Raw genomic sequence first — 26528 nt, forward strand, 5'->3', positions numbered from 1 at the left:
GGCGCCTGGAATGTAATGTGATTGGCGAAAGGGGGCTTTCGCCGATCACGAAAACGAATCGGTAAAGAGCCGTCGCCCCGTTGCAGGGCGACGGCCGCCGGCATCAGCCGCCCAGGTAGGCAGCCTTGATCCGGTCATTGGCCAGCAGGTTAGCACCGGTATCGGCCAGCACCACCTTGCCGGTCTCCAGCACATAGCCCCGATCCGCGACCTGCAGCGCCTTGTTGGCGTTCTGCTCGACCAGGAACACGGTGACGCCCTCGTCACGAATGGTCCGGATGATGTCGAAGATCTGCGCGATGATCAGCGGCGCGAGGCCGAGCGTGGGCTCGTCCAGCAGCAGCAGCCGGGGCCGGCTCATCAGCGCGCGGCCGATCGCCAGCATCTGCTGCTCGCCGCCCGACATGGTGCCGGCACGCTGGCTGGCGCGCTGGTTCAGCCGCGGGAACAGCTTGAACACGTGCTCGATGCCGGCCTCGATCTCGTCGCGCCTGGCAAAGAAGCCGCCCATCTTCAGGTTTTCCAGCACGGTCAGGCTCGGGAACACGCGCCGGCCCTCGGGCGAGATCGCGAGCCCCAACCGCATGATCTCGTGCGTCGAGCGGTTGGTGATGTCCTCGCCCTCGAACAGCACGCGCCCTCTGGACGCACGCGGCGTGCCGCACACGGTCATCATCAGCGTCGTCTTGCCGGCACCGTTGCTGCCGATCAGGGTGACGATCTCCCCCTTGTTGACTTCGATCGATACGCCCGACAGCGCCTCGACGGCGCCGTAGTGGGTATGGACCTGTTCCAGCTTCAGCATCAGTCCTCTCCCAGGTAGGCCTTGATCACGCGCGGGTCATTGCGCACTTCGTCGGGCTTGCCGATCACGATAGGCTTGCCGTGCTCCATCACCAGGATGCGGTCGGACACGCCCATCACCAGGCTCATGTCGTGCTCGATCAGCAGCACGGCAATGCCGAATTCGCGGCGCAGTTGGTCGATCAGCTGCTGCAGCTCGACCTTCTCCTGCGGGTTCAGGCCTGCGGCGGGCTCGTCCAGCATCAGCAGGCGCGGCTTGGTGATCATGCAGCGTGCGATCTCCAGCCGGCGCTGGTGGCCGTACGACAGCGTGCCGGCCTCGCGGTTGGCCACCTTGGTCAGGCCCATCCGCTCCAGCCAGACCGCGGCGCGTTCCAGCGCCTCGCGCTCGGCACGGCGATAGGCCGGGGTGGCAAACAGGCCGCGCAGGATGCCGGACTGCACCTGCAGGTGTTGCGCCACCAGCAGGTTTTCCACCACCGTCAGCGACTTGAACAGGCGGATGTTCTGGAAGGTCCGCACCAGGCCCTGGCGCGCCACCTCGTGGCTGGGCAGGCCGGCGATGTCGTGGCCATCCAGCGTGACATCGCCCGCGGTCGGCTTGTAGAAGCCGCCGACGCAGTTGAACACCGTGGTCTTGCCGGCGCCGTTGGGGCCGATGATGGCGAAGACCTCATCCTTGCGGACATCGAAATCGATGCCGTCCACGGCGAGCAGGCCGCCGAAGCGCATCTGCAGGCCGGATACTTTCAACAATTCGGCTTGTTGCAAACTAGTCATCGGCGCGTTCATCGGGGAAGCTCCACGTGCGGACGGCTCGCGGGCAGCAGGCCCTGCGGACGCCACATCATCATCAGCACCATCACCAGGCCGAAGATCAGCATGCGATATTCGGCAAAGCCGCGCGCCACTTCAGGCAGCACCGTCAACAGGATCGCCGCCAGGATCACGCCCAGCTGCGAACCCATGCCGCCCAGCACCACCACGGCAAGGATCAGCGCCGACTCGATGAAGGTGAACGATTCCGGATTGACCAGCCCCTGGCGCGCCGCGAAGAACGCGCCGCCGATGCCGGCGAACGATGCGCCCAGCGTGAACGCCGACAGCTTGATGCGGGTCGGGTTCAGGCCCAGCGAGCGGCACGCGATCTCGTCGTCGCGCAGCGCTTCCCAGGCACGGCCCATCGGCATGCGGATCAGGCGGCTGGTGACGAACAGCGTGAAGCCCACCAGCAGCAGCGCCAGCAGGTACAGGAAGATCACCATGTGCTGGCCGCTGTAGTCCAGGCCGATCAGGTCATGGAAGGTCTTCGTGCCCTCCACGCTGGCGCTGCGCGCCATTTCGATGCCGAATACGGACGGCTTGGGAATGCCCGAGACACCATCCGGGCCGCCGGTCAGGCTGGTCAGGTTGTTGGCCAGCAGGCGGATGATCTCGCCGAAGCCCAGCGTCACGATGGCGAGGTAGTCGCCGCGCAGCCGCAGCACCGGGAAGCCGAGCAGGAAGCCGAAGGTTGCCGACATCGCCGCGGCGATCGGCAGGCATTCCCAGAAGCCTAGCCCGAAGTGCTGGTTCAGCAGCGCATAGGTATAGCCGCCGATCGCATAGAAGCCGACGTAGCCCAGGTCGAGCAGGCCGGCATAGCCCACCACGATATTCAGGCCCAGCCCCAGGATCACGTAGATCAGCGCCAGCGTGGCCACGTCGACCGCGCCGCGCGAGCCGAAGAACGGCCACACCAGCCCGACCGCCAGCAGCACCCATATCGCCACGCGCTGCTGGCGCGCGCCGAGCTGCGGCACCGACGGCAGGCGCACGGCACTGCCGGCACGCGACAGCAACGGCTTGAACAGCTGGAACAGGAACACTGCCGCCACGGCAATCCATACCGGACGCCAGTGCGGCTCGAGCACCACCTTGTAGCCTTCCAGCCTGAGCTGCAGGCCCAGGATGGGAATGGTCAGGATTGCCGTCATCACGGCCGCCGTGATCGCGTTCTTGAGCGACTGGCCCGGCGTGGCGCCGCCGCGCGCTACCTGCCCGGCGGACATTGCGAAAGTTTGGTTAGTCATTGTCTCGCCCTCCCTCACACCTTCTCGACATCAGGCTTGCCCAGCAGCCCGGTCGGACGGAACAGCAGCACCAGCACCAGCAGGCTGAATGCGACCACGTCCTTGTATTCCGCCGGCATGTAGCCCGAGGCGAAGGTTTCCGCCAGGCCCAGCAGCACGCCGCCGAGCATCGCGCCCGGGATGCTGCCGATGCCGCCCAGCACCGCCGCGGTAAAGGCCTTGATGCCGGCGATAAAGCCGATAAAGGGATTGAGCTTGCCGATGCTCAGCCCGATCAGCACGCCGCCGACGGCGGCCAGCATCGCGCCCAGCACGAAGGTGAACGAGATTACCTTGTTGGTGTCGATGCCGAGCAGATTGGCCATGCGCATGTCTTCGGCGCAGGCGCGGCAGGCACGGCCCATGCGCGAGCGGCCGATGAACAGCGTCAGCGCGATCATCATCACCAGCGTTACGCCGACGATCAGCAGGCGCGAATACGGCACGGTCACGGTGAAATCGCCGCCCATCTGGAACTCGATGGCGCCCGAGATCAGCACCGGCACGGACACGTCGCGCGCGCCCTGCCCGATCTGGACATAGTTCTGCAGGAAGATCGACATGCCGATGGCGGAGATCAGCGGCACCAGCCGCGGACCGCCGCGCAGGGGCCGGTATGCCACCCGCTCGACCGCAAAGCCGTAGACGCCGGTGACCAGCACCGAGACCAGCAGGGCGGCGCCCAGCACCAGCGGCAGGGGGTAGCCTGCCTGGGCGCCGATCGCGGTGAGCGTGACCAGGCCGACGTAGGCACCGATCATGTAAATCTCGCCGTGCGCGAAATTGATCATGCCGATGATGCCGTAGACCATTGTGTAGCCGATGGCGATCAGCGCATAGATCGCACCCAGCGTCAGGCCGTTGACCAGCTGCTGGGTGAACTGTGGAAGGAATTCATTCATAGGGGAAGCCTCAGGAACTTGAAGCCCGATACCAGAACGCCCCGCCCGGAGGCCGGGCGGGGCGTGTGCGGGAAGGAGCGCCTGCTTAGTTTGCGGCGGTCTTGCTGGCGTCCTTGTGCCAGGTGTAGACCACGAACTTGAAGGACTTCAGGTCGCCCTTGTCGTCGTACTCGACCTTGCCGATCGGGGTGGTGAAGGCGTTCTTGTGCATGTACGCCGCGACCTTGGCCGGATCGGTGCTCTTGGCGCCGGCGATGGCGTCGCCGATGATCTTGACGGCGGCGTAGGACGGCATCTGGAACGGACCGTTGGCGTCACGCTTCTTGTCGGCGAATGCCTTCACCAGGCCCGCGTTGGCCGGGTCGGCCGAGAAGTCGGCCGGCAGCGTCACCAGCATGCCTTCCGACGACGGGCCGGCGATCGCGGTCACGTCCTTGTTGCCCACGCCCTCGGGGCCCATGAAGGTGGCCTTCACGCCCTGCTCGCGCGCCTGGCGCAGCAGCAGGCCCATTTCCGGGTGGTAGCCGCCGAAGTAGACGAAGTCCACGCCCTGCGACTTCAGCTTGGTGATGACGGCGGAGTAGTCCGAATCGCCGGCGTTGATGCCCTCGAACACGGCGACCGGGATCTTGGCCGCTTCCAGGTCCTTCTTCACCGAGCTGGCGATGCCCTGGCCATACGACTGCTTGTCGTGCAGCACGGCGACCTTCTTCGGCTTGACCTTGCCGATGATGTACTGGGCGGCGGCCGGGCCCTGCTGGTCGTCGCGGCCGATGGTGCGGAAGATGAACTTGCGCTTCCTGGTCTCGGTCAGCTGCGGCGCGGTGGCCGACGGCGTGACCATCACGATGCCTTCGTTCTCGTAGATGTCCGAGGCCGGGATGGTCGAGCCCGAGCACACGTGGCCGATCACGTACTTGATGTTCTGGCTGACGACCTTGTTAGCCACCGCGACGGCCTGCTTCGGTTCGCAGGCGTCGTCCATCATCACCACTTCCAACTTGTTGCCGCCGGCGCCGCCGGCTGCGTTGATCTGTTCGACGGCGGTCAGCGCACCGGCCTTGACCATGTCACCGTACTGCGCCACCGAGCCGCTCATCGGGCCGGCAATGGCGATCTTCACGGTTTCGGCGTTGGCGGCGGCGCCAAAGGTGGCCAGCATGGCAGCCAGCGAAATGGTGGTAAGACGGGACAGCGTCATCAGGAGCTCCTCGATTTATGTTTGGGTCATCCGGGCAGAAGCGGAATGACCTGCGCAATCGAACAACACCCGCGGACTACAGAGATCGGAACGGCAGAAAAGCGGCCCGAGACGCGGAAGACGGGCCTGCGGAAAAGCTCAAGAGATGCGGGGCCCGGCATGTGTCAGTCCCGCTGTGGTGTGGGACCAAGGTTCGGAAAGACAACGTTTGATGCGTTCTCTATTGCGCAAGCGATTCGCCTGCCCCGCTAGCCGCACCGCATGCCGGAGGGATGGCCCGGCTGCCGTCGGCAAAGCAGCCCGCATTATAGGGTCAAATTTCCTGCGCTACGCGACAATCGCACAATAAATGCGGAACCACAGTGGGAAAACGCGACACAATTTTCCACGAATTGCGCTCCGGACCATTCGAGGTGCGATTTCCTGCCCTTTCCCGCGCTGCACCGCACAACGCGAGCCGCCCCAGAAAAGACAAACGCCCCGGCGGGCCGGGGCGTTTGCAATTGCTGCACTGCGCAGCGAATCGGATGAGCTTGCGCTCAGCGCTTGGACACGTCCGGCACGTCGCGGGTGGCGGCGCCGACAAACAGCTGGCGCGGACGGCCGATCTTGTATTCCGGATCGGTGATCATCTCTTCCCACTGCGAGATCCAGCCCGGGGTGCGGGCCAGCGCGAAGATGCAGGTGAACAGCGAGGTCGGGATGCCCAGCGCGCGCTGGACGATGCCCGAGTAGAAGTCGACGTTCGGGTACAGCTTGCGGCTGACGAAGTACTCGTCTTCCAGCGCGATCTTTTCCAGCTCCATGGCCAGCTTGAACAGCGGGTCGTTGTGCAGGCCCAGCTCGTTCAGCACCTCATGGCAGGTTTCGCGCATCAGCTTGGCGCGCGGATCGTAGTTCTTGTACACGCGGTGGCCAAAGCCCATCAGGCGCACGCCCGAGTTCTTGTCCTTGACCTGCTTGATGAACTCGGGGATGTTGTCGACGCTGCCGATCTCTTCCAGCATCTTCAGCGCGGCTTCGTTGGCGCCGCCGTGGGCCGGGCCCCACAGGCAGGCCACGCCCGCGGCGATAGCTGCAAACGGGTTGGTGCCCGACGAGCCGGCCAGGCGCACGGTCGAGGTCGACGCGTTCTGCTCGTGGTCGGCGTGCAGGATGAAGATGCGGTCCAGCGCGCGCTCCAGCACCGGGTTCACGGTGTACGGGGCGCACGGCGTGGCGAACAGCATGCGCAGGAAGTTGCCCGAGTAGGACAGGTCGTTCTGCGGATAGATGTACGGCTGGCCGATGTTGTACTTGTACGCCATGGCGACCATGGTCGGCATCTTGGCGATCAGGCGGATGGCCGAGATCTCGCGCTGGTGCGGATCATCGATGTCCATCGCGTCGTGGTAGAACGCGCTCATGGCACCCACCAGGCCGGTCAGGACTGCCATCGGGTGGGCATCGCGGCGGAAACCGCGCATGAAGAACTGCAGCTGCTCGTGGACCATCGTGTGGTTCATCACGTGGCCGACGAATTCTTCCTTCTGCTTGGCGTTGGGCAGTTCACCCTTGAGCAGCAGGTAGCTGGTCTCGAGGTGGTCGCACTTCTGCGCCAGCTGCTCGATCGGGTAGCCGCGATACAGCAGCTCGCCCTTGTCACCGTCGATATAGGTGATCTTGGAATTACACGAAGCCGTCGACATGAAACCGGGGTCGTAGGTGAACTTACCGGTTTGTCCGTACAGCTTGCGAATGTCGATCACGTCCGGGCCAACGGTGCCCGTATAAATCGGCAGCTCAACGCTGGGGGAACCATCGGAGAACGATAGCGTGGCTTTCACATCGGACGGCGTCATGTCGGATCCTTCAAATGCTGTGAATAATAATGTTGACCAAAACTCAGACCGAACGCAGCAGGTTCACTACGCGCTGCATCGGGGGCGTGTCGAGCTCACCGTCCAGTTCCTTGCGGGCAAGGAGCAGGTCCATCAACTCGTTGTCGCTGAGCTCGAACAGCTGGCTCAGCGCAGCCACATCCTCGTCGGACAGGCTCTCCTCGTAACGGTTGAAAAAACGTTCGACGATGATGTCGTTCTCCAGGAGGCCGCGGCGGGCGCGCCAGCGCAACCGTGCGCGCTTGTGCGGATCGGCCTGATGGGAGAAGGTGGTGGCAGGACTCTCGGTCATGGCTTCCTACTTTCGGTGCGCCCGCCAGATATAGCCGCTCTGGCTGACGCACCGCTTACTACTTAGACAGCCGCAGGATCACACCGCGCGGCGAACCATCAGTTCCTTGATCTTGCCGATGGCCTTGGTCGGGTTCAGACCCTTCGGGCACACGTCGACGCAGTTCATGATGCTGTGGCAGCGGAACAGGCGGTACGGGTCGTTCAGGTTGTCCAGGCGCTCATTGGTGGCCTGGTCGCGGCTGTCCGCGATGAAGCGGTAAGCCTGCAGCAGGCCGGCCGGGCCGACGAACTTGTCCGGGTTCCACCAGAACGACGGGCACGACGTCGAGCAGCTGGCGCACAGGATGCACTCGTACAGGCCATCCAGCTCGTCGCGCTCTTCCGGCGACTGCAGGCGCTCTTTCTCGGGCGGCGGCTCGTCGTTGATCAGGAACGGCTTGATCGAGTTGTACTGCTTGAAGAACTGCGTCATGTCGACGATCAGGTCGCGCACCACCGGCAGCCCGGGCAGCGGACGCAGCACGATGCGGTCCGGCAGCTCGCGCATGTTGGTCAGGCAGGCCAGGCCGTTCTTGCCGTTGATGTTCATCGCGTCCGAGCCGCACACGCCTTCGCGGCACGAACGGCGGAACGAGATGGTCTCGTCCAGCTTCTTGAGCTTGACCAGCGCGTCCAGCAGCATGCGCTCGTGGCCGTCGAGCTCGACCTCGTAGGTCTGCATGCGCGGCGCCGCATCCTTGTCCGGATCGTAGCGGTAGACTTCGAAAATACGCTTCATTTCTGTGGGTCCTGTTTTCTCTACGATGCGGTGCTCAGAAGGTACGGGCCTTCGGCGGCACGCTTTCCACCGTCAGCGGTTCCATCTTCACCGGCTTGTAGTCGAGGCGGTTGCCTTCGCTGTAGAACAGCGTGTGCTTGAGCCAGTTCTGGTCGTCGCGGTTGGGGAAGTCGCTGTGCGCGTGCGCACCGCGCGATTCCTTGCGGGCGGCCGCCGAGATCATGGTGGCCTTGGCCACTTCCACCAGGTTGGCCACTTCCAGGGCTTCCACCAGCGCGGTGTTGAAGACCTTGGACTTGTCCTTCAGGTGGATGTTGTCGGCGCGCTCGGCCACTTCCAGGATGCGGTCGACACCTTCGTCCATCAGCTTCTGGGTGCGGAACACGCCGGCATGCGACTGCATGTTCTTGCGGATGTCGTTGGCGACGTCCTGCGTGTATTCACCCGACGACGTGGCCTGCAGCTTGGCCAGGCGCGACATCGCGAGGTCAGCGGCGTCGGCCGGCAGCGGCTTGTGTTCCTTCTGCTTCAGGTTCTGCGCGATGATGTGGTTGCCGGCGGCACGGCCGAACACCACCAGGTCGAGCAGCGAGTTGGTGCCCAGGCGGTTGGCGCCGTGCACCGACACGCACGAGCATTCGCCGATCGCGTAGAAACCATTCAGCACTTCGTTCGGGCTGCCGTTCTTCGGCACCACGACCTGGCCGTGGTAGTTCGTCGGGATGCCGCCCATCTGGTAGTGGATGGTCGGGACCACCGGGATCGGTTCCTTGATCGCGTCGACGTTGGCGAACTTCATGCCGATTTCGCGGATCGACGGCAGGCGCTTCATGATGGTCTCGGCGCCGACGTGGGTCAGGTCGAGCAGCACGTAGTCGCCGTTCGGGCCGCAGCCGCGGCCTTCCTTGATTTCCTGGTCCATCGAGCGCGAGACGAAGTCGCGCGGCGCCAGGTCCTTCAGCGTCGGCGCATAGCGTTCCATGAAACGCTCGCCATCCTTGTTGCGCAGGATCCCGCCTTCGCCACGCACGCCTTCGGTGATCAGCACGCCCGCGCCGGCCACGCCGGTCGGGTGGAACTGCCAGAACTCCATGTCTTCCAGCGGCACGCCCGCGCGTGCGGCCATGCCCAGGCCGTCACCGGTGTTGATGAAGGCGTTGGTCGACGCGGCGTAGATACGGCCGGCACCGCCGGTCGCGAACAGCGTGGTCTTGGCCTCGAGGATGTAGACCTCGCCGGTTTCCATTTCCAGCGCGGTCACGCCCAGCACGTCGCCGTCCTGGTCGCGGATCAGGTCCAGCGCCATCCACTCGACGAAGAAGTGGGTCTTGGCGCGCACGTTGCGCTGGTACAGCGTATGCAGCAGCGCGTGGCCGGTACGGTCCGCCGCGGCGCAGGCGCGCTGCACCGGCTTCTCGCCGTAGTTGGCGGTATGGCCGCCGAACGGGCGCTGGTAAATCGTGCCGTCCGGATTGCGGTCGAACGGCATGCCGAAGTGCTCGAGTTCGTACACGACCTTCGGCGCTTCCCGGCACATGAACTCGATCGCGTCCTGGTCGCCCAGCCAGTCCGAGCCCTTGATGGTGTCGTAGAAGTGATAGTGCCAGTTGTCTTCGCTCATGTTGCCCAGCGAAGCACCGATGCCACCCTGCGCCGCCACGGTGTGCGAGCGGGTCGGGAACACCTTGGACAGCACGGCCACGTTCAGGCCGGCTTCCGCGAGCTGGAGGGATGCGCGCATCCCGGCGCCGCCAGCACCGACGATGACCACGTCAAAGCGGCGACGCGGCAATCCAGTCTTGACTGCGACCATTTATTACACCCTCCAGAGAATCTGAGCAGCGTAGCCCGCGCAACCGACGAGCCACAGAATCGTAAGAACTTGCAGCACCAGGCGCACCGCCATCGGCTTGACATAGTCCATCCAGATGTCGCGCACGCCGATCCAGGCGTGATACAGCAGCGACAGGATGGTCAGGAACGTGATGATCTTCATCCACTGGTTGGCGAAGAACCCTGCCCACGCTTCGTACGAAGCGCCGTTCGACAGCAGGAAGGCAATGGCCAGCACCACGGTGAACACCACCATGATCACGGCCGTGACGCGTTGCGCGAGCCAGTCTTTCAGGCCGTAATGGGCGCCGACGACCAGGCGCTTGGGACCGATATTGTTGTTTGCCACCGTGATTCTCCTCAGAACAGGCCGAACAGCTTCAGGCCGAAAATCAGGGTAAGCAGCAGGCTGACAACCAGCACGCTGATGGCAGACTTGGCCGAGGCGGGCTTGGAAACACCAACGTGCACATCCAGCAGCAGAAAGCGGATACCGGCGCAGAAATGATGCAGATAACCCCAGATCAGGGCCAGCACAACCAGCTTGACAAAGCCGCCGGACAACAGGGCCGAGAACTTTGCGAAGCTCAGTTCGGAGGTAATGCTCTGCTCGAACAGGTACAGGACGAAGGGAAGGAGGAGGAACATCAAGGCACCGCTCACGCGATGCAGGATGGATACCTTGCCGGCCCAGGGCAACCGGTATTTCGCGATCTGCGAGATACCGATATTCCGGAACTCCGGCCTGGCTTGTTTGACGGCTTCAGCCATGCGAGACCCCAATTAGCGGTAAACAAAGAAACGAGACTGCCATTGCCTGCATGCAACGGGATGCATTGAGGCAAATCCACGAGATTTTAGCGCCTTTGTTGCGCGCTGCACCAATAATTTTCAGCTATCGCGCCCAACAGGCGCCGCCCGACAATCGCACACCATACACATGACACGGCGATTGCCAAGCAATATTCACCGGCGCTGCGCAACAACCCGCACCACCATCACAAGACCCGCAATAATCGCAGCCGACGCAGGGACCGCGCCGGCCCCATGACTCAGCTCAGGTCGTTCTGATAATAGTGTTTCGTCGTCACATACAACCCGCGGCGCACCTCGACAGGGCGATCCCCGTAGGTATATGAAACGCGCTCGACCGACAACAGCGGCGAGCCCACCGGCACGGACAGCAGCTCGGCCGCCGTCTCGTCGGCGGCCACGGCGCGGATCTTTTCCGAGGCGCGGATCATGCGCGTACCGAACTCGGCCTCGAACAAGGCATACATGGGCCCCTTCCACTCGGTCAGCTTTTCCGCGGTGAGGCCTTTGAAGTTGGCGCCCAGCAGCCAGATCTCGTCGAGCACGGTCGACTCGCCGGAGAAATTCAGCACGCGGCGGATCTGCACCACGCTGTCGCCGGTGCGGATATCGAGCAGCCGCGCGATTTCGGCGGGCGCGCGCAGGCGCTTGCACTCCAGCACGTGGCTGGCGCCGTAGTGGGGCTCGCCTTCGTCGGGGACGAGGCGCAGGAAACGGAACTTGACCACGTCCTCATGGTGCGTGGTCACGAAGGTGCCCTTGCCCTGCCGCCGCGCCACCAGGTTCTCGGCGGCGAGTTCGTCGATGGCCTTGCGCACCGTGCCCTGGCTTACCTTGTAGCGCGCCGCCAGCTCCATTTCGCTGGGGATCATCTCGCCCGGCTTCCACTCGCCGGACTGCAGGCTGCGCATGATGAGCGCCTTGATCTGCTGGTACAGCGGGCTGAAGGTGGGCGACGGGGCGGTCTGCGGGCCCGGCTGCTGGGCGGCGGCCTGGGGCGCAGGAGATGACGACGGCGCGGGAGAGTTCGACGGCGGGGTCGACGACGGAGTCGATGACGAGGCCGACGAAGACGGGGTCGACGAAGGCGGGGTCGACGAAGGCGCCTGCGTCCCGGCGCCAGGCGTGGCCGCGCCGGAGTCCTGCGCACCGTGGGCGGCAGCGCCGGAGAGGGACGTAGACAGGGAGGACATAGGCGGGATTTCACCATAAAAGGGCGGCGGGCGCCAGCCTGACGTTAATTGTCTTATGTCTTATATAAGACATATGAATTGACAGCCAGTGAGGCCGGGCCTACACTCGCGCTGGTCCACGCCCGCGAATGTCGTGAATGCCGTGCTCGTGCCGCCGGCGGATGCCGTCCCCGGCACCCTCTCCCGCGGCCCGGACTGGAAATCGGTCTGGAAATGGCGGCTCGCTTCGCAGTAGACTTACGCTTCGTTGCATCACCATGACCCGTTGTGGCTCATCCTCACCGGTTCCGCCCCGTGGCCCCGCCACCTGGTTCCGGCGGACGGCCGCTCCCCGCTGTGGCGACAACCAGCATCCGGCGTGCACGCCGCCTTGAGTTGGCGACTGCGTGCCGCCGACCGGTTACCCCCTTCTATCGTTTGGAGATTTACTCATGGCTAAAGCCCCAATGCGCGTCGCAGTGACCGGCGCCGCTGGCCAGATCGGCTATTCCCTGCTGTTCCGCATCGCCAACGGCGACATGCTGGGCAAAGACCAGCCGGTCATCCTCCAACTGCTCGACCTCCCGCAAGCCCAGGCCGCCGTCAAGGGCGTCGTGATGGAACTGGAAGATTGCGCGTTCCCGCTGCTGGCCGGCGTGGTCATCACCGATGACCCCAAGGTCGCCTTCAAGGATGCCGACGTGGCCCTGCTGGTTGGCGCCCGTCCGCGCAGCAAGGGCATGGAGCGCAAGGACCTGCTCGAGGCCAACGCCCAGATCTTCACGGTGCAGGGCAAGGCGCTGGACGAAGTCGCCAGCCGCAATGTCAAGGTGCTGGTGGTCGGCAACCCGGCCAACACCAATGCCTACATCGCCATGAAGTCGGCACCGAACCTGCCGCGCGAGAACTTCACCGCCATGCTGCGCCTGGACCACAACCGTGCCCTGTCGCAGATCGCCGCCAAGACCGGCAAGCCGGTGTCGTCGATCGAGAAGATGTTCGTGTGGGGCAACCACAGCCCGACCATGTACGCCGACTACCGCTACGCCACCGTCGACGGCAAGAGCGTCAAGGACATGATCAACGACCCGGTGTGGAACAACGACGTGTTCCTGCCGACCGTCGGCAAGCGCGGCGCCGCCATCATCGAGGCCCGTGGCCTGTCGTCGGCTGCCTCGGCCGCCAACGCCGCCATCGACCACGTGCATGACTGGGTGCTGGGCACCAACGGCAAGGTCGTCACCATGGGCATCCCGTCGAACGGCGAGTACGGCATCCCCGCCGACACCATGTTCGGCTATCCGGTGACCTGCGCCAACGGCAAGTACGAGATCGTCAAGGGTCTCGAGATCGACGCCTACAGCCAGGAAAAGATCAACATCACCCTGAACGAACTGGAAGAAGAGAAGGCCGGCGTGCAGCACCTGCTGGGCTGATCTTCAGCGCGCTACAGGAAAGACCGGGGTTCCGCAACGATTCAAGAATCGGCGCGGACCCCGGTTTTTTCATATTGGGGCGCTATGATGTGCCCTCCCGTCCAACCCCAACCCAACTGAATTCCCGTGCATCCATCCGAGGTCTTGTTCCAGGGCGAAGCCATCCCGGTCCAGTTGCCGGTGTGTGACCACTATGCGGGCAGCGAAAAGCTGATGCGCAAGTCGCTTGCCCTGCAGCAAGAGCTTGGGCCGGTCTTCGACATCACCTTCGATTGCGAGGACGGCGCCGCCGTCGGCCACGAGCGCGAGCACGCCGAGCTGTGCGCGCAACTGGTCAACAGCCCGCTGAACGCGCACAACCGCGTCGGCGTGCGCATTCATGACCCTGCCCACCCGAGCTGGCGCCAGGATGTCGACGTGCTGGTGCGCACCGCCGGCGCGCGGCTGGCCTACGTCGTCGTGCCCAAGGTGACCGACGTGGTCGAGGTCGCGCGCGTGACCGACCATGTCAACCAGGTGGCGCGCAATGCCGGCATCGCCCGCCATATCCCGATCCATGTGCTGATCGAGACACACGCCGCGCTCGAACAAGCTTTCGACATCGCCGCGCTGGTGCAGGTGGAGTGCCTGAGCTTCGGCCTGATGGACTTCGTCTCGGCGCACCACGGCGCGATTCCCGGCGAGGCCATGCGCTCGCCGCAGCAGTTCGAGCACCCGCTGATCCGCCGCGCCATGCTGGAAATCTCCGCCGCCTGCCACCGCCATGGCAAGGTTCCGTCGCACAACGTCAGCACCGATGTGCAGGCACCCCAGCGGGCGGGCGATGACGCGCTGCGCGCGCGCGCCGAGTTCGGCTACCTGCGCAAGTGGAGCATCCATCCGGGCCAGATAGCGCCGATCGTCGCCGCCTTCCGCCCGGGCGCGGATGAAATCGGCGCCGCCAGCCAGATCCTGCTGGCGGCCCACGAGAACAACTGGGCACCGATCCGCCACGACGGCCAGCTGCACGACCGCGCCAGCTACCGCTATTACTGGTCGCTGCTGCAGCGCGCCCAGGCCACCGGCACGCCGCTGCCGGACAACGTGGAAGCGCTGTTCTTCGCCTGACCGGCCACAACAACAAAGCACGGACGCGACCGAAGGAGACCCGGATGTCCGCTTCGAAGACCGCAGCACCGGCCGCCGCGGCAGAGCCCGCGGCGCCGAAAGCCAAGAAATCCGTCGCGCTGTCCGGCGTTGCCGCCGGCAATACCGCGCTGTGCACCGTTGGCCGTACCGGCAACGACCTGCACTACCGCGGCTATGACATCCTCGATATCGCCGACACCTGCGAGTTCGAGGAAATCGCCCATCTGCTGGTGCACGGCAAGCTGCCGACCAGATCCGAACTGGCCGCCTACAAGGCCAGGCTGAAGTCACTGCGCGGCCTGCCGGCCAACGTCAAGCTGGCGCTGGAATGGGTCCCGGCCAGCGCGCACCCGATGGACGTGATGCGCACCGGCGTGTCGGTGCTTGGCACCGTGCTGCCGGAAAAGGACGACCACAGCGGCCCGGGCGCGCGCGACATTGCCGACCGCCTGATGGCCAGCCTGGGTTCGATGCTGCTGTACTGGTACCACTACAGCCACAACGGTCGCCGCATCGAGGTGGAGACCGACGATGACTCCATCGGCGCCCACTTCCTGCACCTGCTGCACGGCGAGCAGCCGTCGGCGCTGTGGGAGCGTGCCATGCATACCTCGCTGATCCTGTACGCGGAACACGAGTTCAACGCCTCGACCTTCACCGCGCGCGTGATCGCCGGCACGGGTTCGGACATGTATTCGTCGATCGCCGGCGCGATCGGCGCGCTGCGCGGCCCCAAGCACGGCGGCGCCAACGAAGTCGCGTTCGAGATCCAGAAGCGCTACGACAACCCGGATGAGGCGCAGGCCGACATCACCCGCCGCGTCGGGAACAAGGAAGTCGTGATCGGCTTCGGCCACCCGGTGTACACCACGGGCGACCCGCGCAACCAGGTGATCAAGGAAGTGGCGAAGACGCTATCGAAGGACGCCGGTTCGACGAAGATGTTCGACATTGCCGAGCGCCTGGAAACGGTCATGTGGGACGTCAAGAAGATGTTCCCGAACCTGGACTGGTTCAGCGCGGTGAGCTACCACATGATGGGCGTGCCGACGGCAATGTTCACGCCGCTGTTCGTGATCGCACGCACTTCCGGCTGGGCCGCGCACATCATCGAGCAACGCATCGATAACAAGATCATCCGCCCCAGCGCCAACTACGTGGGCCCCGAAAACCTCAAATTCGTGCCGATCGGCAAGCGTAAGTGAACCCGGACTAACCGGACACCCCGATTATGTAACCAAAGGCCAGCGCACTTCGCGGGCTCCGGCAAATCGTAGAGAATAGCGGCGGACTTTCCTTCCAGGCGCCGCCTGATGTGACGGCGGCGAACGACAAACAGACCAGATTTCAAAATCCGAGAGGCACTCACAAAATGAAACATCTCGTACTTGCCGCCTGCATCGGCGCGTTCAGCCTGACCACCGCCACCGCCGTGATGGCGCAAGAGCCGGCCAAGCAGACCACCAAGAAGAAGTCCTCGACCAAGAAGAAGGCCGCAGCCGGCACCGCCGCCGCTGCCGGCGCCGCCGCCGCAGTCACCCCGACCGGTGAAAAGTGGCAGTGCGAACTGGGCAACAGCATCTATATCTCCGGCGACATGCTGCGTGACGAAGTGCTGACCGTGCACTGGCAAGGCCGTGACTACAAGCTGCCGCGTCAGTCCACCGTGACCGGCGCCGACCGCTACTACGACGCCCGCACCGGCCTGGACCTGGTGGTGATCCCGAGCAAGGCCATGCTGTTCAACAAGAACCTGGGCCAGCGCCTGGCTGACGACTGCCAGAGCGCCGCCATGCAGGCAGGCGCCGCGGCGCCGACCCAGGCCGGCGGCCTGCGCGCCCCGGTCAGCGCCCCGCTGCTGGCCACGCCCCCGGGCGGCCCGACGGTCCAGCCGCAGCAGGCGCAGCAGCCTGACGCGACCCAGCAAAGCGCGGCACCGAAGCAGTAAATCCGTACAGGGTGCCGGCGGCCGCCTGAATTCCGGCCGCCGGCACCCTTTTGCCTTGCGGGCGGGCCAACCCGCCGCGGGCACGCTGTCGCGCCGCGGGAAGGCATGGCCGGGGCCCGGCCGATCGAGACCGGGTGGCGGCAAGGCCGCGCGGCGGTTAGAGTATGCAGTTGCAGTGCGCTGCCGACCTCGGACCGCGGCCATACGCCGCGGCAGCGCACCGGGGTCTGAATCCGGTTTCAGAGGTCCGAGCCAAATGCCATCGCATCATCCTTCGATCGGAGTACGGCAATGCCCCATAACCTCAAGAACACGCTAAAAGAATTCAAGATCGGCGCTTCCGGCAAGGGCCAGTTCTATTCCCTGCCGCAACTCGCGCAGGAACTGGACCTCGATCTCGGGCGCCTGCCGGTATCGATCCGCGTCGTGCTGGAAGCCGTGCTGCGCAACTGCGACGGCAAGAAAGTTACCGAAGAACACGTCAGGCAACTCGCCGGCTGGAAGCCGAATGCCGAGCGTGTGGACGAGATCCCGTTCGTCGTGGCCCGCGTGGTGCTGCAGGACTTCACCGGCGTGCCGCTGCTGGCCGACCTGGCCGCAATGCGCAACGTGGCCGAGAAGATGGGCCAGGACCCCAAGAAGATCGAGCCGCTGGTGCCGGTCGACCTGGTGGTCGACCACTCGGTGCAGGTTGACCATTTCCGCGAAAAGAAGGCGCTGGACCTGAACATGCAGCTGGAATTCCAGCGCAACAACGAGCGCTACCAGTTCATGAAGTGGGGCATGCAGGCGTTCGACACCTTTGGCGTGGTGCAGCCGGGCTTCGGCATCGTGCACCAGGTCAACCTGGAATACCTGGCGCGCGGCGTTCATAAGAAGGATGGGGTCTACTACCCTGACACGCTGGTCGGCACCGATTCGCACACCACCATGATCAACGGCATCGGCGTGGTCGGCTGGGGCGTCGGCGGCATCGAGGCCGAGGCCGGCATGCTGGGCCAGCCGGTGTACTTCCTGACGCCGGACGTGGTCGGCGTGGAGCTGACCGGCCGCCTGCGCGAAGGCGTCACCGCCACAGACCTGGTGCTGACCATCACCGAGATGCTGCGCAAGGAGAAGGTGGTCGGCAAGTTCGTCGAGTTCTTCGGCGAAGGCACGGCCAGCCTGTCAGTGCCGGATCGCGCCACCATCGGCAACATGGCGCCGGAGTACGGTGCCACCATGGGCTTCTTCCCGGTCGACGAAAAGACCATCGATTACTTCCGCGGCACCGGCCGCACCGACGCGGAGATCGACGCGTTCGAAGGCTATTTCCGCGCCCAGCAGATGTTCGGCATTCCGCAGGCAGGCGACATCGACTTCAGCAAGACGCTGAAGCTGGACCTGTCCACGGTCGCGCCGTCGCTGGCCGGGCCGAAGCGCCCGCAGGACCGCATCGAGATCGGCAACGTCAAGAGCACGTTCGCGTCGCTGTTCAGCAAGCCGGTGGCCGAGAACGGCTTCAACAAGGATGCGGCCGAGCTGGATCGGCCCTACCGCACCAGCAACGGCATTGAAGTGAAGAACGGCGACGTGCTGATCGCCGCGATCACCTCGTGCACCAACACCTCCAACCCCAGCGTGCTGCTGGCGGCTGGCCTGCTGGCCAGGAAGGCGGTGGAAGCCGGACTGGAAGTGGCGCCGCACATCAAGACCTCGCTGGCGCCGGGCAGCCGCGTGGTCACCGAATACCTGAAGGCCGCCGGCCTGCTGCCGTACCTGGAGCAGCTGGGCTTCGGCGTGACCGCCTACGGCTGCACCACCTGCATCGGCAATGCCGGCGACCTGACGCCCGAGCTGAACGAGGCCATCGTCAAGAACGACCTGGTCGCGGCCGCGGTGCTGTCGGGCAACCGCAATTTCGAGGCCCGCATCCACCCGAACATCCGCGCCAACTTCCTGGCTTCGCCGCCGCTGGTGGTGGCCTATGCCATCGCCGGCAATGTCACGCGCGACCTGATGACCGAGCCGGTCGGCAAGGGCAAGGGCGGGCGTGACGTCTGGCTGGGCGATATCTGGCCGACTTCTGAGGAAATCCACGCGCTGATGAAGTTCGCGATGGACGCCAAGACCTTCAAGGGCAACTACGAGCAGGTCAAGAAGCCGAGCAAGCTGTGGGGCGCGATCCAGGGCACCAAGGGCCAGGTGTACGACTGGCCCAAGTCGACCTACATCGCCGAGCCGCCCTTCTTCCAGGACTTCAGCCTGGAGCCGTCGGGCGCCTCGGCCAGCGTGCGCGACGCGCGCGCGCTGGGCATCTTCGGCGACTCGGTGACCACCGACCATATCTCGCCGGCCGGCTCGATCAAGGACACCTCGCCCGCGGGCAAGTACCTGCAGGCGCATGGCGTGCTCAAGGCCGACTTCAACAGCTACGGCTCGCGCCGCGGCAACCATGAGGTGATGATGCGCGGCACCTTCGCCAACGTGCGCATCAAGAACCTGATGATCCCGCCCAAGCCGGACGGCGCGCGCGTGGAAGGCGGCATCACCATCCACCAGCCCACCGGCGAGCAGATGTCGATCTACGACGCGGCCATGAAGTACATCGCCGAGGGCACGCCCACGGTGGTGTTCGGCGGCGAGGAGTACGGCACCGGCTCGTCGCGCGACTGGGCGGCCAAGGGCACGCAGCTGCTGGGCGTGAAGGCCGTGGTGGCGCGCAGCTTCGAGCGCATCCACCGCTCCAACCTGGTCGGCATGGGCGTGCTGCCGCTGCAGTTCAAGGGCAGCGACAGCGCGCAGGCACTGGGTATCACCGGCAACGAGACCTTCGACATCGAAGGCACGGGCCTGGACAACCCGGGCGACCTCAAGCCGCAGCAGGACCTGGTGCTGGTGATCAAGCGCGCCAACGGCGACGTGCAGCGCGTGCCGGTGCTGCTGCGCATCGACACGCCGATCGAGGTCGACTACTACAACCACGGCGGCATCCTGCCGTTCGTGCTGCGCCAGCTGCTGGCGGCCTGACGCCCGCGGATGGTCCATGCAAGCGCCGCCTTCCCGGGCGGCGTTTGTCATGGTGCGCATGATGCGGCCCCGGCATCACTCGGCGCCTATCCCGCGCGTGTAAGTTCCACGCAAGGCAGTGCTGCCACACTGTGTCCCAAACAACATGGGCCGCAATGGCCCGGAGGCGGGGCCACCCCGCTTCAGACATACACTGGAGACAACATGGCAAAGATCATCATCGCATTCGTCGTCGTTGCCGGCGCAGCCCTCTACCTGCTGACCAAGGGCGGCAGCGACGTGTCGATTTCCGGCGAGCAGCACGGCGTCGAGACCCACGTACCGACGGCGCCGGCAGCCGGCGGACAGAAATAAAAAGAAGTCTTCGGCCTCGCCGGTGGCAAGTCGCGCCGCATCGCGCGGCCGCCTTGTCAACGCAACGAGTAGAATACCGTTTTACGCATAAACGAACGGTTTCTTTCTATGGCAGGTTTTCGCCCCAAGGCTTCCCCACGTCTTTCCCCCGACGCCGAGCGGTTGGTGGCCGATGCGCTCGCCCTCGACGCATCGGGCAGCCGCATGGAGGATGGCTACTGGGAACGGCGGCTCTCGCAGCGCCTGGGCCGCCTGTTGAAGAACGGTAGCCAGACCGCGCTGGACGCGGCGCTGGAGCACCTGTTCAAGCACAACGCCGATGCCTCCGACGTGCTGGCCGAGCAGGCCGAGACACTGGCCGAATCGGCCACCATCGAGGTCGATGGCCAGCGCTACGACGCGCTGCTGATCGCCGCGCCAATCCTGGCGCACACGCGCTACGCCATCCCCTCGGGCGCGCTCAAGCCGGAGCTGGCCCAGACGCTCGCCGTGCACTTGCAGGCACATGTACTGGCTTCCGACACCAAGGTGGCGCTGTCGCCGTACCTGTACAGCATCGACCAGTTGCCGCGCACCCACAGCGACACCTTTGCGCTGACGCACAAGCTGGCCGCGGCCGCGCTGGCCGGCTCGGTACCCAAGGTCGACCTGCGCGACCTGCCCGAGACCGCGCCGATCCTGGCCGACCCGCGCTACCTGCTGGCCGTGGTGGTAGCCCCGCACGAGCAGGCGCTGTTCCGCTGGCAAGAAGATGCCAAGGAGCACCACGCCGAGCGCTCGGTGTGCCTGGAACAATGGCGCACCCAGGTCCAGCCGTCGGTGGCGCTGCTGCTGCCCGGCTGCGAGTTCGAGCTGCTGCTCCCCGACGCCTTCTTCCTGTCGTGCCGTGAGTCCGACAAGAGCATCCGTCCTCTGACCGTGCGCGCCGCCGTCAACTATCTGGCCGGCACGCTCGATATCTCCGCCGGCCAGCTGGCCGCGGTGGTGGCCGCGTTCGGCGAGGAAGTGGTCGAGGAATACCGCGTCGGCTTCACCATGCGCGGTGAAAAGGACGTGATCTACGGCATCGTCTGGCCGGTCTACGGCCGCGAAGCCGGCGAAGTCGATGCCGACGAGAAGGGCAACCCGCTCGAACAGATCTGCGAAGAGCTGCGCAACGCCGGCGTGGAGGATATCTTCCGCCATGCGGCGCTGTTCGATCCGGAATATTGCGAGGATTGCGGCACGCCGCTGTATGCCGACCGCAATGGCGAGATCGTGCATGCGGAGCTGCCGGAAGACGCGCCCACGCAGCAGCCGCTGTTCCACTGAGTTCCCGCGCCCACGCAAGCAAACGGCCCACATCGTGGGCCGTTTTTGTTTTCCTGGCTGGCTTCAGGCACCCCGCTCGCTGACGCAGCGCCAGAGCCCATGCCCCGATGCCGCGTACTTGCGCTCGAACGGCGTCATCGCCTGCGCCGGCTGCCAGGGCTCGACCACCTGCGCCGGACGCCCAACCAGCGCCAGCGCCTGCGCGAACTCGTCGATGTAGACCTGCCAGTTGCTGCGGCATTCCAGGTAATCGCCGCACGCCGCCAGCGCCGGGAACACCGCATGGCCCTGCCAGCGCCGCCCCAGGTGGCCGATCTTTGGCCATGGGTTCGGGTACAGCACGTAGTGGCGCGCCACCGGCACCGCGTCGGCCTGCAGCATGCGCCAGACATCGACCAGGTCGGCCCGCGCCCAGCAGAAATTGGCCGGCATCGGCGCCTCGCCCCACCAGTCCTTGCCAGCGGCCAGGCGCTTTTCGGACTGGTCGACGCCGATCACATAGTGGTCCGGGAATGATGTCGCCAGGCGCAGCGTGCTTTCGCCCACGCCGCAGCCGGCATCCAGGATCAGCGGCGCGCCGCCGGCCTGCTGCCAATTGTCGAGCGCCGCGCTCAGCGCGCGGCGGCTGGCTTCGCCGATGGGCTTGCGGAACGGCTCGGCCAGGTGGCGCGCGACACGCGCGGCAAGGTGTTCGTGGACATCGGACTGCGCCGAGACGATGGTGCGGGAATTGGCAAACATGGCCCCATTTTACCGGGGCCGGACCCGGCAGCCTTGCATCGGACGCTGCAACCATGCCACTTTAGCGGCACAATGCGGGACAAACCGCCTGAGAACCCGTCCGCAAGCGCCGGACCTGTACGAGGAGCCAGTCCCATGCCATCGACAACCGCCACGCCCAGCCAGCCCGCCCGCCGCACCTTGCTCCACGCCACCGCCGCGCTGGTGCTGGGCAGTGCCGCCTGTGCCGCCCTGGCGCTGGTGCCGGCCGGCGCCGCCCATGCCGAGGACCTGCGCATCGGGCTGGCCGCCGACGTCACCTCGATGGACCCGCACTGGAACAACTCCGGCCCCAACAACGCGATCGCGCTGCATGTCTTCGAGTCGCTGGTGTTCATGGACAAGAACGCCCGCTATATCCCCGGCCTGGCGCTGTCGTGGAAGCCGGTCAATGCCATCACCTGGGAAATCAAGCTGCGCCCCAACATGAAGTGGCACGACGGCTCGCCCTTCACCAGCGAAGACGTCAAGGCGTCGCTGGAGCGCCCGGACAAGCTGACCAACAGCCCCGGCTCGTTCACCAGCTACACCAAGCCGATCGCCCGCATCGACACGCCCGATCCGCTGACGGTGCGCCTGACCATGAGCGTGCCCAACTACGCCAACCTGGCCAACGACCTGAACAGCGTGCCGATCATGCCGAAAAAGGTCGCCGCGACGCTGACGCAGGCCGATTTCGACTCGGGCAAGGCCATGATCGGTACCGGGCCGTTCAAGTTCGTGCGCTTCGCGCGCGGGCAGGAAATCGTGATGGAGCGCAATCCCAACTACTGGGGGCCCAAGCCGGAGTGGGACCGCGCCGTGTTCCGCATCATCACCGACAACGGCGCGCGCAGCGCCGCGCTGCTGGCGGGCGATGTCGACGTGATCGAGAGCGTGCCGTCGGCCGACGTGGCCAAGCTCAGGCAGAACCCGAAGTTCAAGATCGAGCAGCAGGTTTCGTGGCGCACCATCTTCTGGCAAATGGACCACTCGCGCGACAACCCGCCCTTCGTCACCGACAAGGCCGGCAAGCCGCTGGGCAAGAACCCGTTCAAGGATGCGCGCGTGCGTGCCGCGATCAGCAAGTCGTTGAACCGCGACGCCATCGTCAACCGCATCATGGAGGGGCTGGCGGTGCCGGCATCGTCGATCGTGTCGCCGCAGATCTTCGGGCATCCGGGCACCAAACCCGACGCCTATGATCCCGAAGGCGCCAAAAAGCTGCTGGCCGAGGCAGGCTACCCGGACGGCTTCGGGCTGACGCTGCATGCCACCAACAACCGCTACCTGAACGACGCCGCGGTGGCGCAGGCCACCGCCAGCATGCTGACGCGCATCGGCATCCAGACCAGGGTCGAGACCATGCCGGTAGCGGCCTACTTCACGCGCGCGCGCCAGGGCGACTTTGCCTTCCAGATGCTGGGGTGGGGTTCGGCAGCCGCGGATGTGGCGCTGCGCTCGATCACGGGCACGCCCAATCCCAAGACCGGGTATGGCACTTGGAACTGGGGCAAGTACAGCAACCCGCAACTGGACCAGCTGATCGAAAAATCGCTGACCACCGTTTCCAGCGAGAAAGCGCGCGAGGAGAACGCGCGCACGGCGGCCAGGTTCGCGCTGGCCGACCACGCGATCATTCCGTCGCACAGCCAGCTGGCGATGTGGGCGATGAAGAAGGGACTGAAGTATGAGGCGCGGACGGACGAGTGGTCGCTGGCGCAGTTTTTCCACAAGGAGTGAGGGCGGCGGCTGGTCATCGGCTCGCGGTGTTCTCCCTCGCCCGCTTGCGGGAGAGGGAGAACACCTTGCTTGGGCTAGTTCAGGCGGCTTTGGAGCACCCAAACCTCCTCTTTGGGCGCGTTTGGATCAGATCCTCAACCGCTCTTCCTGCCGCGCGTTCGCCGCGCGCAGCTTCTGCACCCAGTCCCGCGCCGGCAGCCCCGTGGTCTTCTCGACCACGTCGGCGCGCGCTTCCAGCACTTCCCACGCCACATCGATCTCCGGGCCGTTGAACGCCAGTGCGATGATGTTGCCGTCATGGACCTCAGGGAACACCAGCACGCGGTTATCGAAGGCTTCGCAGATGCGCTCGATATTCTTCGGGAAGCTGTCGTGGTCGCCGAACAGGTTGATGGTCATCACGCCCGGCTCCTTCAGCGTGCGGCGGCAGGCGCGGTAGAACGCGGTGGTGTCGAGCACCGGGCCGCGCGCGGTGGCGTCGTACAGGTCCACCTGCAGCACGTCGATGGCATCTGCGTGGGTGCCGTCCATCACGTAGTCCCACGCGTCCTGCTCGCGCACGGTCAGGCGCGCGTCATCCTGGCGCAGGCCGAACATGCTGCGCCCGGCGATGATCACCGCCGGATTCAGCTCGACCGCGGTCACTCGCGCGCGGCTGAACTGGCGGTGGCAGAACTTGGTCAGTGCCGCCGCCCCGAGGCCGAGCTGGACCACGTGGAATTCATCCACAGAAGGCGACAGGAACAGCAGCCAGGCCATCATCTGCTGCGCGTATTCCAGCTCGATCGCATCCGGCTTGCGCAGGCGCATCGCGCCCTGCACCCACTCCGTGCCGAAATGCAGGTAGCGCACGCCGTCCAGCTCCGAGAAGGTCACCGGCGCAAAGCGCGGCGTCATGCGTTTTTCTTCGCGGGCCGCGCGCGAGTCCGGCGCCTGGCCACGGTTGCGTGTGCCACGTGCCGGACGGCGCGAGGCCACGGCTTCAATCGATTTGCGTTTCAGTAGGGTCATATTGTCGAGAAATACACGGTGGCCATGCAACGGGCCGGCACGCGCCTTACTTGCCCAGCGCCGCCTGCGCGCGCTGCAGCCACTCGCGGTTGTGCTCGCGGGCATGGCGCGGCCAGTGGCGGGCGTCGTGGACGATTTCGGCGTAGAGTTCGCGCGCGCGTTCGCGGTCGGCGGCATCGGGCTGCGCCGCCAGCCAGTCGGCGAGCAGGCAGCGCGGCGCGGCGTCGCTGGCGCTGGTCAGTGCCTGCTCGAACGCGGCGCGCGTGCCGGGCGCGCCGGTGGCAGCCAGCGCGCGAGCATACAGCAAGGCGGGGTCGGGCTGCTGGCGCGCATGCGGGCTGGCGCCGAACAGTTTTTCCAGCGTCGCCAGCGCGGCGGCCGCGTCGCCGGTGGCGAACTGCGCCTGGGCCAGGCCCTGCAGCAGCGCCGGATCGGACGCGAACGGGCCGTTGGCCGCGGCCTGGTAGTGCTGCAGCGCCTCGGACGGCTCGCCGGCTTCGAGCAGCACGGCGCCCAGGCGCATGCGGTGCGCCACGGTCGGCGCCCGGTCAAAGTCGGTGCGGGCCTCGCGCACCGCGCGGTTGGGGTCCACCAGTTGCGAGATGGCGCGCGTGGCCGCGCGCGCGCCGCGCGACTGGCGCAGCTCGGGCAGGAAGATGGCAAAGAAGTAGACCAGGCTGCCCAGCCCCGGGAACAGGAACAGGATCAGCAGCCAGTACATGTTCTGGTGCGTGCGCACCGCATGCACGGCGAAGAACAGCGCAACGATGATATGGATGCTGATACCGAAGATACGCATGGATAAGTCAACCTATGGGATCGTATGAGGTCATCAGTGGGCAAAGGGTCGGCGCCGAAGCGCTGGCCGCCGGCATTTTGACAGAAAGACGGCGGCGCGATTCCCTTGCATTCAGCCCGGAATGCCGGCGCCGGCCGGCTGCAGCCCGGCCACCGCCTGCGGCGTAAGCACCGCCTCACCCTTCACCGCGCGCGCCACCAGCGCATCGGCGGCGTCGATGGCGATGCGCTGCTCGGCATACCAGTCTTCGTCGTAGTAGGTATTGCCATAGCGGTCGCCGCTGTCGCACAGCAGCGCGACGATGGCCCCCGCCTGCCCTGCCGCCCGCATCTGCTGCGCCAGGTACAGCACGCCGACGAAGTTGGTGCCGGTCGAGCCGCCGACGCGGCGGCCGAAGCGCCTGGCCAGGTAGCGCATGGCGGCGAACGACAGCGCATCGGGCACCTTCAGCATGGCGTCGATGCAGCTGGGGATAAACGAGCGCTCCACGCGCGGCCGGCCGATACCCTCGATTCGCGAGCCGGTCGGCAGCGACAGGTCCGGTTCAGGCTTGCCCGCCAGGGCGCTGCGGAAATAATCGAAGAACACCGAGTTCTCCGGATCGGCACACAGCACGCGCGTCTTGTGGCGGCGATAGGCGACGTAGCGGCCGAGCGTGGCGATGGTGCCGCCGGTGCCGCCGCTGGACACCAGCCAGGCCGGTACCGGGTGCTCCTCCTCCGCCATCTGCTTGAAGATGGATTCGGCGATATTGTTGTTGGCGCGCCAGTCGGTGGCACGCTCGGCGTAGGTGAACTGGTCCATGAAATGGCCGCCGGTTTCCTGCGCGATGCGGTGCGACGCGGCATAGATCTCCGACGGGCTGTCGACAAGGTGGCAGCGCCCGCCATAGAACTCGATCGCCTCGACCTTGGCGCGCGACGTGCCGGCCGGGATCACCGCCACGAACGGCAGCCCTAGCAGCCTGGCGAAATACGCCTCTGAAATCGCGGTCGAGCCGCTGGACGCTTCCACCACCGTGCTGCCCTCACGCAGCCAGCCATTGCACAGCGCATACAGGAACAGCGAGCGCGCCAGCCGGTGCTTCAGGCTGCCGGTCGGGTGGCTGGATTCGTCCTTGAAGTAGACACGGATGTCGGGGTAGCCCGGCAGGTCCAGCGGGATCAGGTGGGTATCGGCGGAGCGGTTGAAGTCGGCTTCGATCTTGCGGATCGCTTCGTGGGTCCAGGCGGAAAGTGGCAT

General features: G+C 65.6%; 24 protein-coding genes. 8 read left to right on the forward strand and 16 right to left on the reverse strand.

The annotated features are described in order from the left end of the window. Positions 1-103 precede the first annotated feature (103 nt). The 12 genes from E0W60_RS22440 to E0W60_RS22495 form a co-directional block, all read right to left on the reverse strand. A complete protein-coding gene (locus E0W60_RS22440; RefSeq protein ID WP_133098519.1) occupies positions 104-805 on the reverse strand; it encodes an ABC transporter ATP-binding protein in 702 nt (233 codons plus the stop codon). Further along, the gene (gene livG / locus E0W60_RS22445) at positions 805-1584 is read right to left on the reverse strand and encodes a high-affinity branched-chain amino acid ABC transporter ATP-binding protein LivG (protein ID WP_135705584.1); all 780 of its coding nucleotides are present in this window, start codon (positions 1582-1584) and stop codon (positions 805-807) included. Before livG ends, E0W60_RS22440 begins: the two co-directional genes overlap by 1 nt. 8 nt (positions 1585-1592) lie before the next feature. Continuing rightward, positions 1593-2876: a high-affinity branched-chain amino acid ABC transporter permease LivM gene (locus tag E0W60_RS22450; RefSeq protein WP_431189884.1), complete on the reverse strand. Its 1284-nt coding sequence runs from the start codon at positions 2874-2876 to the stop codon at positions 1593-1595. A 14-nt stretch (positions 2877-2890) separates the two neighbouring features. Next, on the reverse strand, positions 2891-3817 hold the full coding sequence (gene livH, locus E0W60_RS22455) for a high-affinity branched-chain amino acid ABC transporter permease LivH (protein WP_133098521.1): 927 nt from the start codon (positions 3815-3817) through the stop codon (positions 2891-2893). Positions 3818-3902: 85 nt separating this feature from the next. After that, the gene (locus tag E0W60_RS22460; protein ID WP_133098522.1) at positions 3903-5018 is read right to left on the reverse strand and encodes a branched-chain amino acid ABC transporter substrate-binding protein; all 1116 of its coding nucleotides are present in this window, start codon (positions 5016-5018) and stop codon (positions 3903-3905) included. A 539-nt stretch (positions 5019-5557) separates the two neighbouring features. Beyond that, positions 5558-6859, reverse strand: a complete 1302-nt coding sequence (gene gltA, locus E0W60_RS22465; RefSeq protein WP_133098523.1) for a citrate synthase — start codon at positions 6857-6859, stop codon at positions 5558-5560. 43 nt (positions 6860-6902) lie between these two features. Then, on the reverse strand, positions 6903-7190 hold the full coding sequence (locus E0W60_RS22470) for a succinate dehydrogenase assembly factor 2 (protein ID WP_116322295.1): 288 nt from the start codon (positions 7188-7190) through the stop codon (positions 6903-6905). 78 nt (positions 7191-7268) lie between these two features. Beyond that, a complete protein-coding gene (locus E0W60_RS22475; protein ID WP_133098578.1) occupies positions 7269-7970 on the reverse strand; it encodes a succinate dehydrogenase iron-sulfur subunit in 702 nt (233 codons plus the stop codon). 34 nt (positions 7971-8004) lie between these two features. Continuing rightward, the gene (sdhA, locus tag E0W60_RS22480; protein ID WP_135705163.1) at positions 8005-9783 is read right to left on the reverse strand and encodes a succinate dehydrogenase flavoprotein subunit; all 1779 of its coding nucleotides are present in this window, start codon (positions 9781-9783) and stop codon (positions 8005-8007) included. A 3-nt stretch (positions 9784-9786) separates the two neighbouring features. Then, entirely contained in the window at positions 9787-10152 is a 366-nt protein-coding gene (gene sdhD / locus E0W60_RS22485) for a succinate dehydrogenase, hydrophobic membrane anchor protein (protein ID WP_135705585.1), read from the reverse strand. 11 nt (positions 10153-10163) lie between these two features. Further along, complete coding sequence (gene sdhC, locus E0W60_RS22490; RefSeq protein WP_012353373.1) at positions 10164-10574, reverse strand: succinate dehydrogenase, cytochrome b556 subunit; 411 nt, start codon at positions 10572-10574, stop codon at positions 10164-10166. A gap of 281 nt (positions 10575-10855) precedes the next feature. After that, on the reverse strand, positions 10856-11809 hold the full coding sequence (locus E0W60_RS22495; protein WP_135705586.1) for a GntR family transcriptional regulator: 954 nt from the start codon (positions 11807-11809) through the stop codon (positions 10856-10858). Positions 11810-12240: 431 nt separating this feature from the next. On the opposite strand from E0W60_RS22495, the gene E0W60_RS22500 reads away from it, so the two are divergent. From E0W60_RS22500 to E0W60_RS22525, 7 genes are all read left to right on the forward strand, one after another. Continuing rightward, positions 12241-13224, forward strand: coding sequence for a malate dehydrogenase (locus tag E0W60_RS22500; protein WP_133093012.1), 984 nt, complete (start codon positions 12241-12243; stop codon positions 13222-13224). Positions 13225-13350: 126 nt separating this feature from the next. Further along, positions 13351-14331, forward strand: coding sequence for an HpcH/HpaI aldolase/citrate lyase family protein (locus E0W60_RS22505; RefSeq protein WP_133093013.1), 981 nt, complete (start codon positions 13351-13353; stop codon positions 14329-14331). A gap of 44 nt (positions 14332-14375) precedes the next feature. Next, positions 14376-15557 (forward strand): bifunctional 2-methylcitrate synthase/citrate synthase, encoded by a 1182-nt coding sequence (gene prpC, locus E0W60_RS22510; protein ID WP_135705587.1) that lies wholly within the window; start codon positions 14376-14378, stop codon positions 15555-15557. Positions 15558-15724: 167 nt separating this feature from the next. Then, entirely contained in the window at positions 15725-16300 is a 576-nt protein-coding gene (locus E0W60_RS22515; protein ID WP_133093015.1) for a hypothetical protein, read from the forward strand. A gap of 291 nt (positions 16301-16591) precedes the next feature. Then, on the forward strand, positions 16592-19309 hold the full coding sequence (gene acnA, locus E0W60_RS22520; RefSeq protein ID WP_135705588.1) for an aconitate hydratase AcnA: 2718 nt from the start codon (positions 16592-16594) through the stop codon (positions 19307-19309). A gap of 204 nt (positions 19310-19513) precedes the next feature. Beyond that, entirely contained in the window at positions 19514-19663 is a 150-nt protein-coding gene (locus E0W60_RS37075; RefSeq protein ID WP_167884595.1) for a hypothetical protein, read from the forward strand. Between the two features lie 108 nt (positions 19664-19771). Beyond that, on the forward strand, positions 19772-20974 hold the full coding sequence (locus tag E0W60_RS22525) for a DUF2863 family protein (RefSeq protein ID WP_133093017.1): 1203 nt from the start codon (positions 19772-19774) through the stop codon (positions 20972-20974). A gap of 63 nt (positions 20975-21037) precedes the next feature. Here E0W60_RS22525 and trmB read toward each other — a convergent pair whose 3' ends face one another. After that, a complete protein-coding gene (gene trmB / locus E0W60_RS22530; RefSeq protein ID WP_135705589.1) occupies positions 21038-21715 on the reverse strand; it encodes a tRNA (guanine(46)-N(7))-methyltransferase TrmB in 678 nt (225 codons plus the stop codon). Between the two features lie 135 nt (positions 21716-21850). Between trmB and E0W60_RS22535 the strand changes: the two genes are divergently transcribed. After that, positions 21851-23476 carry an ABC transporter substrate-binding protein gene (locus E0W60_RS22535; RefSeq protein ID WP_135705590.1) on the forward strand — a complete coding sequence of 542 codons (1626 nt, stop codon included), beginning with the start codon at positions 21851-21853 and terminating at the stop codon, positions 23474-23476. A 126-nt stretch (positions 23477-23602) separates the two neighbouring features. On the opposite strand, the gene E0W60_RS22540 is transcribed toward E0W60_RS22535, so the two are convergent. The 3 genes from E0W60_RS22540 to E0W60_RS22550 all read right to left on the reverse strand — a co-directional run bounded on the left by E0W60_RS22540 (position 23603) and on the right by E0W60_RS22550 (position 26528). After that, the gene (locus tag E0W60_RS22540; protein WP_133093020.1) at positions 23603-24487 is read right to left on the reverse strand and encodes a spermidine synthase; all 885 of its coding nucleotides are present in this window, start codon (positions 24485-24487) and stop codon (positions 23603-23605) included. 46 nt (positions 24488-24533) lie between these two features. Next, positions 24534-25286, reverse strand: coding sequence for a tetratricopeptide repeat protein (locus E0W60_RS22545; protein ID WP_135705591.1), 753 nt, complete (start codon positions 25284-25286; stop codon positions 24534-24536). A 111-nt stretch (positions 25287-25397) separates the two neighbouring features. Then, positions 25398-26528 (reverse strand): PLP-dependent cysteine synthase family protein, encoded by a 1131-nt coding sequence (locus E0W60_RS22550; protein ID WP_133093021.1) that lies wholly within the window; start codon positions 26526-26528, stop codon positions 25398-25400.

This window comes from Cupriavidus oxalaticus (assembly GCF_004768545.1).
GTDB classification, from domain to species: domain Bacteria; phylum Pseudomonadota; class Gammaproteobacteria; order Burkholderiales; family Burkholderiaceae; genus Cupriavidus; species Cupriavidus oxalaticus_A.